This is a genomic window from Streptomyces sp. NPDC031340, from assembly GCF_055569945.1.
In genome coordinates, this window is the sequence record NZ_JBVIIE010000011.1 from 14,475 (window position 1) to 26,234 (window position 11,760).

Genomic DNA, 11,760 nt, shown 5'->3' on the forward strand with positions numbered 1-11,760 from the left:
GGACATGGCGGGCGGGTGATGCCAACTCTTCTGTGGGGGGGCGTGCCCTGGGGTGGCGGGCACGGTTCGACTGGCGTCGTGCGGCCGGGGGGTCAGCCGCGGGTGACGAGTTCGACGGGGGCGGAGAGTTCGACGACCGGGACCTCCCACGGGTGGGCGGCCACGATCCGGGACAGGGCGTGCGACAGCTCGTTCTCCGGGACCGAGGCGTCGATGTAGGTGGTGACGGTCAGCGTCGGGGAGAGGGTCTGCTCGCCGACCGCCCCGAGGGTGGGGGCGGCTCCACGGCCCGTGGTGAAGCCCTCGGCACCGATGCCGACTTCGAAGACATCGGTGTACATGCCGAAGTCACCGAGGCACGGTGACGTCTCCACGACGCGGAGCAGGCCGGCCAGGGCTTCCTCCCTGCGCAGCACCTCGACGTCCCCCGCCGCCACGAGGGCCAGCGTCTGGCGGGAGACCGGCCAGTACACCTTCAGTGCCCGCACCGACCGGCGGCGGATCCGGACTTCGGTGCGCTGCGTGGTGGTCATCGTCGAGGTCATGCCTGCTGTGATCCCTTCTCGGACACCCCGGGAAGGGGCAGTTCTGGGTGGCCGCCCGCGGAGATCCCGGGGCGGAGGGGATGCACCAGATGCTAGAAGTGCATTAACCGCATGACAAGATGTGAATGACGCACAATTTTGCCTGGCTGGGTCGCCCAGTAGAGTGCTCGCGCCAGCCGAACCGAGAAGACGCCGCACAGCGAGTGCGGCCCGCAGGGCGTCCGAGGGAGCCATGGAGCAGTCGAGCATGGGCAGAGGGCTGGACATCCTGGTGACGCTCGCGCACCGGACAGCCGAGGGCCTGCGGGGCACCTCGGTCACCGACCTGGCCCGGGAGATGGACCGCGACCGCAGCCAGCTCTCCCGCAGCCTCGACGCCATGGCCCGGGAGGAATTCGCCGTGCGCGAGCCGCGCTCGGTGTCATTGCACTGGCGGCTCTACGCCGACGCACTCGACGTCACCGCGCACCGGCTGCGAACGGACGGGCACACGGCACTGGAGGGCATGGTCGGCGAAACCGGCGAGAGCTGCTATCTCGGGGTGCTCGCGGGTGACACGACCGTGACCATCGCCGAGCGGGTGCCGCGGGGCAGCAAGCAGGTCGGCTCGTGGATCGGCCGCCCGTACCCGGCGTACTGCAGCGACTGCGGACAGGCCCTGCTGGTCGACGCCGACGACGAGGAGATCGCGTCGGTCTTCGCCCGCACCGAGTTCCTGCGGCACGGCCCGAACACGCCGGTCGGCCTGGACGACTTCCGGCGCAGACTCGCCGCGACCCGCACGCGCGGGTACTCGATCGTGGACGAGGAGGCGGAGCCGGGCCTGTACTCCGTGGCCGCGCCGGTCCGCGACTTCCGCGGCGAAGTCGTCGCCGCGCTCCAGGTCGTCGGCCCACGTACCCGGCTGGCCCCCGCGACCGACGCCTGTGCCGACTCCGTCCTGCGCTGGGCGGACTGGCTGGAGAAGACGCTCCGTGGGGACACGCCCGCGTTCCCATGACCGACGCGGACGGCCGGCCCCGCCCGGGCCGTTCGTCGAGGAGGGCCGAAGCCGGTACCGGACCGGGACGCAGGCGGCCGTCGGTCAGCCCCTGGCGACCGCTATATGGCCGTGCGGCGCCTGCAGGAGGCGTTCGCCGAAGGGCTCATGTCGCACGAGGAGTTGGACGAACGCCTCCACCAGGTACTCACCGCGAAGGCGCACAGCGAGCTCGTGTCGGCTCTGGCCTCGCTCCCTGTTCGCCACAACGCACTTACTCGCCGGCCTTGGCGAGCTTCAGCGCGTACGCGGCCCACCACTGGCCCGCCTTGGGGCCGCCCTTGCACTCGCCGTCCGACTCGCCGGGGCGCTTGACCCACAGGTAGGCGTCCACCAGGGGGTCCGCCGTCTTCGTCGTCGGCGGCTCGCCCAGCGCGCGGCCCGGCGGGTTGCACCAGCGCTCGTCCTCGGCGCCGCCGGTGTAGGGGCCGTTGCCGTTGCGGCTGGTGTCGACGACGAAGTGCTTGCCGCCCACCTTCGCGGACAGCTCCTTGCCGTACGCGATGGAGTCCTCGGTGGTGTAGAAGTTCGAGACGTTGACCGAGAAGCCGTCGGCCTGGTCGATGCCCGCCCACTTCAGGGGCTCGAAGATCTGGTCGGGGTGGCCCCAGCCGGCGTTGCCCGCGTCCAGGTACACCTTGGTGTTCTTCAGGGACTTGAGCTTGCCGATGGCGCCCTTGAGGAGGTCGTAGCGCTCCTCGTGGAACTCGTCCGGGGTGCAGCCGTCGACCAGGTGCAGGACGGCGTCCGGCTCCAGGATCACCGTCGCCGAACGGTCCTCGATGCCCGCCGCCACGCCGTCGATCCAGCTGCGGTAGGCGTTGCCGTCGGCGGCGCCGCCCTGCGAGTACTGGCCGCAGTCGCGGTGCGGGATGTTGTAGAGGACCAGCAGGGCGGTGCGGCCGGCCTTGTCGGCGGCCTCGGTGTAGCCGCGGGCCTCCTGCTCGGGGTTCTCCGGGCCGATCCACTCCCCGGTGGGCTGCTCGGCGATCTTGCGGATCCGCTCGGCCTCCGTGTCCTTGCCGGCCTTCTCGTACGCGGCGAGCTGCCGGGCCGCGTTGCCGTCCGGGTTGACCCAGAACGGGTCGCTCTCCTTGGGCTGTTGGGTGATCCTCGCACCGGCGTCCCGGTTCTTGCCGTCGCCGTCCCCGGACGAACACCCCGCGATCAGCAGTGCCGCCCCCAGCACCATCGCGGAAGTCCGCACTCCGGCCCCCCTGCTGCCGTACATCCAACTCCCCTTTGGGTGCACTCCTCCGAGCGCCAATCCTGACACACGCGCCCGGACGCCCACGAGGTCGCGGGTGTGCGGGCGGGGGGCGTCCGGGCGTGCGTTACCGCGGGGGCGGCGCGGGCAGGCGACCGGCTGAAGGGGGCGGGCGGGCGGCGGAAGGGGAGTGCGCGGTCATGCACCACACCAGGGAACTCCGGCTGGCGGCGGCGCTGGTGGAGGCGTCGGACACGCTCACCGAGGGCTTCCGGACGACGGACCATCTGCAACGCGTGGCCGACCACTGCGTGGAACTGCCGGCCGCGCGGGCCGCCGGCGTCATGCTCTTCGACGGCGGCCGGACGGTGTCCCTGGCGGGCAGCAGCCGACAGGAGGCGGTGGCGCTCGACCTGCTGCGGGCTCAGCACGGCGGCGGGCCCTGCCTGGAGAGCTACGGCTCGGGCAGGCCGGTCGCGCCCGTGTCCATCCGGGCGGCCCACGCCGACGCGCGCTGGCCGGACTTCACCGAACGGGCCCTGCGGCACGGCATCGCGGGCACCTTCGCCGTACCGCTGCGCCGACGGGAGACGCTGCTCGGCGCGCTGAACGTGTTCGTGCGGGTTCCGCCCGGGGAGGACGGCCCCGGTTCCACGTCGGGGCTGCCGCTGGCCCAGGCCCTCGCCGACGCGGCGGCCGTCGGGCTGCAGAACCAGCGCGCGTATGCCCAGTACCGGGAGCTGTCGGGGCAGTTGCAGCGGGCGCTGTCCAGCAGGGTGCTGCTGGAGCAGGCCAAGGGCATGCTGGCCGAACGCTGGGACGCCCACCCCGACCGGGCGTTCGCGGCGCTGCGGCAGTACGCACGCCGCCGCCGGCTGCCGCTCGCCGACGTCGTGCACGCCGTCGTCGGCCGAACCGCCGACGACACGGCCCTGCGCGCGGAGCTGAGGGGTCGAGACCGTGAAGGTCCACGGGAAGGGTCGTGAAGGTGCGCGGCAGAGGCCGTGAAGGCCCGCCACCTGCGTCCATGACTCAGGGCGAGCGGCCGGGGACTCGGTGTCGCAACCCTCTGGGCCCAGCCGCTCATTCGTTCTAAAGTCTTCTCGGACGGCCCCTGATCCCGGTCGGCCGATGTCCTGTTCCGGTTCCCGAGACCTCCCGCGCACCTCACCGGGCCACTCCCGCGGCCCGGGCGGCCGCGCGGTCGAGGACCGGCCCGGTCGGCGGCTTCAGGGGGAGCGAGCCGTCGACCGGGCCAGGTGCGGCCGAACGGGCTCACCCGCCGACCCCGTGAGGTACGCCGACACGATCACGTTCGCCGTGTAGCTGTGGCTCACCCGGTCGTAGGTGCCGCCACAGGTGATCAGCCGCAGTTCGGCGCGGCCCGGCCGGTGCGGCCCGTAGGCCTGTCGGGCGTCGAACTGGTCACGGGCCTGGACCTGCACGTCGTCGACGGTGAACTCGGCGATCCTGCCGTCGTCGCGGACCACCCGGATCTGCTGGCCGGGCCGGAGGGAGCTCAGCCGGTGGAACACGGCGGGCCGGGTCTCGGTGTCGAGGTGGCCGACCATCAGCGCGGGGCCGACGGCCCCCGGCGCGGCGCCGCCCGCGTACCAGCCCACGGCGCCGGCCTGGTCGAAGGGCGGCGGGTCGACGGCCCCCCGCGCGTCGAGGCCGCGGGCCACCACGGGTGCCTGCACGCCCAGGCCGGGGATGTCGATGCGCTGCGGCAGCGCGTCCCCGAGCGGGCGCATCGCGGGCGGCAGCCGGACCTCGGGCGGTCGGCCGGCGGCCGCCATGTCGCCGGTGGTCGGCGCGGACGTGCCCTGCGCCACGTCGGTCAGCTGACGCCCCCACATCCACAGCCCGAGCAGCAGCACGACCCAGGCCAGGCCCATGAAGAGGCGTCCGGTGCCGGAGGAGCGCTCGCGGTCGAACCTGACGGACACCGCGGTCAGCCCCTGCCCCGGCCGCGGCGCGGGCCCAGCACCGCAACGGCGGCCGCGGCGGAACAGGCCAGCACCAGACCGGTCACCGCGTGGACCGCGCCGGGGCCGGCCGGACGGGCGTCCGTGGCGGCGACCTGGGCGGTGCCACCGCCACCCGCGGGGACGGGGGCGACGGGCGAGGCGGGGCCGGTGGGACGGTGGGACGACGCGGCGGCGACCGTGATCGTGCCCTTCACGTCCGCGTCCGCGCAGGCGATCTCCACGTCGTAGGTGCCGGGCACGATCGAGGAACGGACGCGGGTCTCGCCGGCGAGCGTGCCGCCGCCACCGGCGAGCCGGGCCTGCGCGACGAAGGCGGCGGAGTGGGCGGTGGCGGTCCGCGCCGCGCAGCCGCTCACGCGCAGGGCCACGTCGCCGCCGGGGGCCGGGGACGACGGGCTGACCGAGACCCCGCCGTCCTGGGCGTGCGCCGACGGCGCGAGCGCGACCGCGGCGGCGGCGAGGACCGCCGCGCAGACCGTGGCTTTCGTGGAACCCATCGTGAACCTCCAGATATCTGGAGGTTCCTCCCCGGCGCCGCGCCCCGCATCCTCAGCGGGCCCCGGCTGCTCCGTCCGGGTTCAGAAAGGTTTCACCTCTCGGATCCGCCGGGCTCGGATCCGGTCGGCCCGGATCCGCCTGGATCCGCCTGGATCGGTCTGGATCCGCCTGGATCGGCCTGGATCGGTCTGGATCCGCCTGGATCGGCCTGGATCGGCCTGGATCGGTCTCGATCCGCTGAGTCAGATTCGGTCGACGAGGTCGGCGATGGAGTCGACGACCTCGGACGGCCGGTAGGGGAAGTCCTCCACCTGCTCGGGCCGGGTCAGGCCGGTGAGCACCAGGAACGTCTGCATCCCCGCCTCCATGCCGGCCAGCACGTCGGTGTCCATGCGGTCGCCGATCATCGCGCTGCTCTCGGAGTGGGCGCCGATCGCGTTGAGACCGGTGCGCATCATCAGCGGGTTCGGCTTGCCCGCGAAGTACGGCTGCTTGCCGGTCGCTTTGGTGATCAGCGCGGCGACGGCGCCCGTCGCGGGCAGCGGGCCCTCGGCGGAGGGGCCGGTCTCGTCGGGGTTGGTGGCGATGAAGCGGGCGCCGTTCTGGATGAGCCGGACCGCCTTGGTCATGGCCTCGAAGGAGTAGGTGCGGGTCTCGCCGAGGACGACGTAGTCGGGCTCGTGGTCGGTGAGGATGTAGCCGATGTCGTGCAGCGCGGTGGTCAGCCCGGCCTCGCCTATGACGTACGCCGAGCCGCCCGGCCGCTGGTCGTCGAGGAACTGCGCGGTGGCCAGCGCCGAGGTCCAGATGGACTCGACCGGGACCTCCAGGCCCATGCGGCGCAGCCTGGCGTGCAGGTCGCGCGGGGTGTAGATCGAGTTGTTGGTGAGGACCAGGAAGGGCCTGCCGGACTCGCGCAGCTTCTTCAGGAAGGCGTCGGCGCCGGGGATCGGTACGCCCTCGTGGATCAGAACACCGTCCATGTCGGTGAGCCACGAATCGATGGGCTTGCGGTCTGCCATGTGCGGGATCTCCTGCCGTACGCGTGTACGCGTGTACGCGGTGCTGGGTGGCCCAGCCTAGACAGTGACCGGATCTTGAGGGAATGCCCGGTTCCGCGGGAGCTCGGGCGCGGGCGGCCCGTTCAGCGGCGCCTCCGTGTTCTTCCCGGCCTGCGCAGCGCTCGTCCGAGCTGCTTCCTGGCGAGCAGCAGCGCGCCGGCCGCGACGAGGAGAGCGGCGGTGGCGGCCATGGCTCCGGTGCGGGTGGCGACACCGGTGCGGGCGAGTTCGTCGGCGAAGGGCAGGCCGGGGGCGTCGGGGGTGGTGGAGGCGGCGGGGGCGACGGCGGTGCCGGTGGCTGTGCTGTTGGGGGCGGCATCCTTCGCCGTGGCGGTGGCGGTGGGGACGGCGTCCTTGGCCGTGGCCGTGGCGGTGCCGGGGGGACGGGGAGTGGTGGGGCGCGGGGTGGTGGGGGTCGGTCCGGGGTCGACGCGGAAGCGGTAGTCGTTGGACTGCCCGACCCAGTCGCCGTCGTCGTCGTGGCGCTGGACGACGGCCGCCGTGGCGGTGATCTCGTTCGGCGCGGTGTCGGCGGTGAGGGCGAGCCGCACCTCGACCGTGACGGTCCGGCCGGGGCCGACGGTGAATCCCACGGAGCCGGCGTCGAAGGCGCCGACGAGTTCGTCCTCGTCGGTCTTCTCGAAGCGGACCGGCTGCGGTCGGGTGCCCGCGGAGAACTCCAGCCGGGGCTGCGTCGGCTCCAGGGCCCGCCGTTCGTCGACGAGGACGATGACCGGGTGGATGTTCGTGCAGGTCCGGGTGGTGCGGTTGGTGAGGTCGAGGAACCAGGTGCCGTATCCGCCGCCGGCCTGGTAGGCGGCCGGGCCGCCGCGGACGCGGGTGGTGAGGGGGAAGCCGCGCCCGGTGTCGCAGGTCGGGGTGGGGCCGGAACCGGCGCCGGGTACCGCGTGCGCGGAGGCCGCTGCGGGGAGGAGGGCGGCTGATGCTGCGAGACAGAGGGACAGGGACGGGCGCAGTCGCATGACCACATGATCGTGCCGGAGGGGGTCACCGCGAGGCGGCTACCACCCGCACGAACCCCCGAAAGAGGGGAGAAATTGCGCCGCCCGGCCGGGACCACGGCACACCCGATCGGCCGGGGACACCGCGGCGCCCGGCAGCCGGAACGGCCTGCGGCACCGCCCCGCACCGCACGACAACGCGACGGCAGGACAGCGTCCTGACCGGCGATCCGCGCCCAGGACCACACCCCCTCCCCTGCCGACAGCGGAGACGATGCCCCGCAGCCCGCCGGTGCCGGCCGCGGCGCATCGCTCCTTGCCGACCGCGGGGCAGCCGCCCCGCGCCCCGTCGGCACCGGAGGCGGCCCCCGTCTCAGCCCCTCTCAGCCGTCCGTCCGTCCGAACAGGGGCGCCAGTACGAGCTGGGCCGCGCCCTCCGCCACGCCGTCGGAGGCGATCCGTACCGGCACCGGCGGCTCCCCGGTGAGCCGGGCGCGTTCGGCGAGGACCGCGGCCACGCCGTCGGCGAAGGCCTCGGGGGCGGCGGTGACGGTGCGGCCGCCGAGGAGCACCAGGTCGATGTCGAGCAGCGCGACGAGGTTGCCGGCGCCGGTGCCGAGCACGCGCGCCGCCTCCGCCAGGTCGCCACGCGCCACGGCGGCCAGGCACAGCGCCTCCACGCAGCCGCGGTTGCCGCAGCCGCAGGGCGGCCCGTCCAGCTGGACCACCTGATGCCCGAACTCCCCGGCCCCGGTGCGGGCGCCCCGGTGCACGGCACCGCCGATCACCAGCCCGGCCCCGAGCCCCGTACCGAGGTGCAGGTAGGCGAAGGAGCCGCCGTCCCGACCGCCGCCCGCCCGGTCACCGCCCGCCCGGCCACCGTTCTCACCGACGCACGCCCTGTTCTCCTCATCGCCCGCCCCGTTCTCCCCGTCGCCCGCGCCGCCCTCGCCGTCACCCCCCGCGCCGCCGACGGCGAGTCGGAGCGCGGCCGCGTTGGTGTCCTTGTCGACGACGACCGGCACCCCGAGCCGCCGCACCAGCTCGGCCCGCAGCGGGAACCCGTCCCACTCGGGGAACCCGGTGACCCGGTGCAGCACCCCGCGGACGTGATCGAGCGGACCGGGCAGGGCGACGCCTACGCCGAGGAGGGGGCCCGCCGGGGCCGCCCGCAGGTCTCCGTCACCGCCCAGCACCCGCCCCACCAGCGCCTTCACCTCCTCCGCGACCCGTCCCACCACGGCCTCCGTCCCGGCGCCCAGGCCCAGCGGGGTGCGCAGGCCGGCCACCGTGGCTCCGGTGAGGTCGGCCAGGACCACCCGGGTCTCGTCCCGGTCCACGTGCACCCCGACCGCGTGTCCCGCCTCCGGCACCAGCCGCAGCACCGTGCGCGGCTTGCCGCCCGTCGAGGCGCGGTACCCGGCCTCCGTGACGAGGCGCTCGGCCCGCAGCCGGGCGGTGATCTTGCTGACGGCCTGCGGGGTCAGCCCGGTGCGCTCGGCGAGCTCCAGCCGGCTGATGCCTTCCGCACCGGCCGTGCGCAGCAGGTCGAGGACGAGCGCGGCGTTGTGGCTGCGCACGGCGAGCAGGTTGGCCCCGCCGATCGCCCCGGCGCCCCGCGAAACCAAGGCCCCCGCACCGGCGCCCCGCGGAGCCACCGCCCCGGCACCCCGCACGACGCCCGCCCCGTCCTTCCTCGTCGTCTCCGTCTCCACTCCGCCATTGTCCCCCGCGCTTGCACTTCGGCAACAGCGTTGCGAAAGTGGAGGGCATGACTGCTGCACCCCCCGGAACCGGTCCCCACCGCGACCCCGCCCCCTCCCCCGGCTCCCCGCTGCGCGTGGGCCTCGTCGGCTACGGCCTCGCGGGCTCCGTGTTCCACGCTCCGCTGATCGCCGCCACCGAGGGCCTCATCCTCGACACGGTCGTCACCTCGAGCCCGGAGCGGCAGGAGCAGGCCCGCGCCGAGTTCCCGGACGTGCGCGTCACGACGGGCGCGGACGAGCTGTTCGAGCGGCGGTCCGCCGAGCTGGACCTGATCGTGATCGCGACGCCGAACAAGACGCACGTCCCGCTCGCCACCGCAGCCCTGAAGGCCGGCCTGCCGGTCGTGGTCGACAAGCCGCTCGCCGGGACGGCGGCCGAGGCCCGCGGGCTCGCCGCGCTCGCCGAGGAGTGCGGCCTGCTGCTGTCCGTCTTCCAGAACCGCCGCTGGGACAACGACTTCCTGACCCTGCGCAAGCTGCTCGCCGAGGGCGAGCTGGGCGACGTATGGCGCTTCGAGTCCCGCTTCGAACGCTGGCGCCCGCAGCCGAAGGGCGGCTGGCGCGAGTCCGGCGATCCGGCAGAGATCGGAGGTCTGTTGTACGACCTCGGCAGTCATGTCGTCGATCAGGCCCTCGTCCTGTTCGGCCCCGCCACGCAGGTGTACGCCGAGACGGACGTCCGGCGTCCGGGCGCGCAGGCGGACGACGACACCTTCATCGCGCTCACGCACGCCAGCGGCGTCCGCTCCCACCTGTACGTCTCCTCGACGGCCGCGCAACTCGGCCCGCGTTTCCGGGTGCTGGGCTCGAAGGCGGGATACGTCAAGTACGGCCTCGATCCGCAGGAGGCGGCCCTGCGGGAGGGCCGGCGCCCCGGCACGGCCGCCGGCTGGGGCACGGAACCCGAGTCAATGTGGGGCCGGGTCGGTTCCGGCGAGTCCCCGCCGACCGGCGGCGGTCGCCCCGAGCCGAGCCTGCCGGGCGACTACCCGGCGTACTACGCGGCCGTGGCCAGGGCCCTCACCGGCGACGGCGTCAACCCGGTGCCCGCGCTGGAGGCGGCCGCCGCCCTCGACGTGCTGGAGGCGGCCCGCCGGTCCGCCCGCGACTCTGTGACGGTGACACTGTGACGCCCAACACCGGGAACACGCAGAAGTTCCACCCGGAGATCCCGCCGCCCCTGGAGGAGCTGGAGGCGCAGGAACGCCGGCTGGTCTTCCCCCGGTTCACCCACGACGACGCCTGGGCGCTCGGTTCGCTGCTGGTGGAGCTCGCCCGCGAGCGCCAGGCCCCGGTCGCCGTGGACATCCACCGCGCGGGCCAGCAGCTCTTCCACGCCGCGCTGCCGGGCTCGACGCCGGACAACGACGCCTGGATCGCCCGCAAGCGCCGGGTGGTGGAGCGCTACCACAGCTCCTCCTACCTGGTCGGCGCGCGCTTCCGCGCCAAGGGCACCACGTTCGAGGAGTCCTCCCGCCTGGACCCCGACACCTACGCCGCGCACGGCGGCTCCTTCCCGGTCAACGTCGAAGGGGTCGGCGTGATCGGCGCGGTGACGGTGAGCGGGCTGCCGCAGTTGCAGGACCACCGCCTGGTGGTGGAGGCGCTGGAGGAGTTCCTGAACCGCTGACGCAACCATCCGGGGGCGTCGGCCGGTTGAGGCGCCTTCGCCGCGCCGTCGTAGCCCGCGCCGTCGTAGCCCGCGGCGGCGGGGCGGTCGCGGCCGCCCGCGACCGATCGCCCAGCGCTCCCCAGCCGCCCCGCCCAGCCCCGCCCCGCCCCGCCCCGCCCCGCCCCCGCGGAGCGGCTACGCGTTCTTCAGTTCCTGCCGCTGCCTCCCCAGCCCCTCGATCTCCAGCTCGACGACGTCTCCGGCCCGGAGGTACGGCTTCGGCTCGGGCGCGCCCATCGCCACCCCCGCGGGCGTCCCGGTGTTGATGACGTCCCCGGGGTACAGCGTCATGAAGTGGCTGAGATACCGCACGACCTCGCCGACGGGGAAGATCTGCTCGGCGGTGGTGCCGTTCTGCTTCAGCTCCCCGTTGACCCACAGCCTGAGCGCGAGGGTCTGCGGGTCGGGCACCTCGTCGGCGGTCACCAGCCAGGGGCCCAGCGGGTTGAACGTCTCGCAGTTCTTGCCCTTGTCCCAGGTCCCGCCCCGCTCGATCTGGAACTCCCGCTCGGACACGTCGTGCGCCACCGCGTACCCGGCGACATGGGCGAGCCCCTCCTCCGCCGACTCCAGGTAGCGGGCGGTGCGTCCGATGACGACCGCCAGCTCGACCTCCCAGTCGGTCTTGAGCGACCCGCGCGGCACCAGCACCGTGTCCTCCGGCCCGACGACGGTGTCCGGCGCCTTGAAGAACACGACCGGCTCGGCGGGCGGCTCGGCCCCGGTCTCGCGCGCGTGGTCGTGGTAGTTCAGCCCGATGCACACGATCTTGCCGATCCGTCCCAGCGGCGGCCCGACGCGCAGCCCCGCCGCGTCCAGGGCGGGCAGTTCACCGGCGTCGGCGGCGGCACGGATCCGGCCGAGCGCCGCGTCGTCGGCGAGCAGCGCGCCGTCGATGTCGGCCACGACACCCGTCAGGTCCCGCAGGGTGCCCTCGGCGTCGAGCAGCGCCGGCCGCTCCGATCCCGCCGCACCGACTCGCAGCAGCTTCATGATCTCCATCTCCCTCAGTCGCGGGT

Annotated in this window: 13 protein-coding genes; 5 read left to right on the forward strand and 8 right to left on the reverse strand. The window is 74.1% G+C overall.

What is annotated here, in order from left to right; all coding sequences use genetic code 11:
• Positions 1-92 precede the first annotated feature (92 nt).
• Positions 93-545 carry a hypothetical protein gene (locus ACZ5GT_RS10380; RefSeq protein ID WP_469018429.1) on the reverse strand — a complete coding sequence of 151 codons (453 nt, stop codon included), beginning with the start codon at positions 543-545 and terminating at the stop codon, positions 93-95.
• Positions 546-777: 232 nt separating this feature from the next.
• Here ACZ5GT_RS10380 and ACZ5GT_RS10385 point away from each other — a divergent pair, with 232 nt between their 5' ends.
• Together ACZ5GT_RS10385 and ACZ5GT_RS10390 are read left to right on the forward strand one after the other, a co-directional pair.
• The gene (locus ACZ5GT_RS10385; protein WP_469018435.1) at positions 778-1,545 is read left to right on the forward strand and encodes an IclR family transcriptional regulator; all 768 of its coding nucleotides are present in this window, start codon (positions 778-780) and stop codon (positions 1,543-1,545) included.
• 147 nt (positions 1,546-1,692) lie between these two features.
• The gene (locus tag ACZ5GT_RS10390) at positions 1,693-1,899 is read left to right on the forward strand and encodes a DUF1707 domain-containing protein (protein WP_469018968.1); all 207 of its coding nucleotides are present in this window, start codon (positions 1,693-1,695) and stop codon (positions 1,897-1,899) included.
• On the opposite strand, the gene ACZ5GT_RS10395 is transcribed toward ACZ5GT_RS10390, so the two are convergent.
• Positions 1,799-2,815: a glycoside hydrolase family 6 protein gene (locus ACZ5GT_RS10395; protein ID WP_469018439.1), complete on the reverse strand. Its 1,017-nt coding sequence runs from the start codon at positions 2,813-2,815 to the stop codon at positions 1,799-1,801. The two genes, ACZ5GT_RS10390 and ACZ5GT_RS10395, sit on opposite strands and share 101 nt — an antisense overlap.
• A gap of 176 nt (positions 2,816-2,991) precedes the next feature.
• On the opposite strand from ACZ5GT_RS10395, the gene ACZ5GT_RS10400 reads away from it, so the two are divergent.
• Positions 2,992-3,777, forward strand: coding sequence for an ANTAR domain-containing protein (locus ACZ5GT_RS10400; protein WP_469018444.1), 786 nt, complete (start codon positions 2,992-2,994; stop codon positions 3,775-3,777).
• A 243-nt stretch (positions 3,778-4,020) separates the two neighbouring features.
• On the opposite strand, the gene ACZ5GT_RS10405 is transcribed toward ACZ5GT_RS10400, so the two are convergent.
• The 5 genes from ACZ5GT_RS10405 to ACZ5GT_RS10425 form a co-directional block, all read right to left on the reverse strand.
• Positions 4,021-4,689, reverse strand: coding sequence for a class F sortase (locus ACZ5GT_RS10405; RefSeq protein WP_469018972.1), 669 nt, complete (start codon positions 4,687-4,689; stop codon positions 4,021-4,023).
• A 56-nt stretch (positions 4,690-4,745) separates the two neighbouring features.
• Positions 4,746-5,279, reverse strand: coding sequence for a hypothetical protein (locus tag ACZ5GT_RS10410; RefSeq protein ID WP_469018447.1), 534 nt, complete (start codon positions 5,277-5,279; stop codon positions 4,746-4,748).
• 243 nt (positions 5,280-5,522) lie between these two features.
• A complete protein-coding gene (locus tag ACZ5GT_RS10415; protein ID WP_469018450.1) occupies positions 5,523-6,302 on the reverse strand; it encodes an HAD-IIA family hydrolase in 780 nt (259 codons plus the stop codon).
• A 122-nt stretch (positions 6,303-6,424) separates the two neighbouring features.
• Positions 6,425-7,324 carry a hypothetical protein gene (locus tag ACZ5GT_RS10420; protein WP_469018453.1) on the reverse strand — a complete coding sequence of 300 codons (900 nt, stop codon included), beginning with the start codon at positions 7,322-7,324 and terminating at the stop codon, positions 6,425-6,427.
• Between the two features lie 362 nt (positions 7,325-7,686).
• Positions 7,687-8,931 (reverse strand): ROK family protein, encoded by a 1,245-nt coding sequence (locus ACZ5GT_RS10425; protein WP_469018975.1) that lies wholly within the window; start codon positions 8,929-8,931, stop codon positions 7,687-7,689.
• Positions 8,932-9,074: 143 nt separating this feature from the next.
• On the opposite strand from ACZ5GT_RS10425, the gene ACZ5GT_RS10430 reads away from it, so the two are divergent.
• Together ACZ5GT_RS10430 and ACZ5GT_RS10435 are read left to right on the forward strand one after the other, a co-directional pair.
• Positions 9,075-10,199, forward strand: coding sequence for a Gfo/Idh/MocA family oxidoreductase (locus ACZ5GT_RS10430; RefSeq protein ID WP_469018456.1), 1,125 nt, complete (start codon positions 9,075-9,077; stop codon positions 10,197-10,199).
• Positions 10,196-10,699 carry a heme-degrading domain-containing protein gene (locus tag ACZ5GT_RS10435; RefSeq protein WP_469018459.1) on the forward strand — a complete coding sequence of 168 codons (504 nt, stop codon included), beginning with the start codon at positions 10,196-10,198 and terminating at the stop codon, positions 10,697-10,699. Before ACZ5GT_RS10430 ends, ACZ5GT_RS10435 begins: the two co-directional genes overlap by 4 nt.
• A gap of 177 nt (positions 10,700-10,876) precedes the next feature.
• Here the strand turns inward: ACZ5GT_RS10435 and ACZ5GT_RS10440 are convergent, their stop codons facing one another.
• Positions 10,877-11,734 (reverse strand): fumarylacetoacetate hydrolase family protein, encoded by an 858-nt coding sequence (locus ACZ5GT_RS10440; protein WP_469018462.1) that lies wholly within the window; start codon positions 11,732-11,734, stop codon positions 10,877-10,879.
• Between the last annotated feature and the right edge of the window lie 26 nt (positions 11,735-11,760).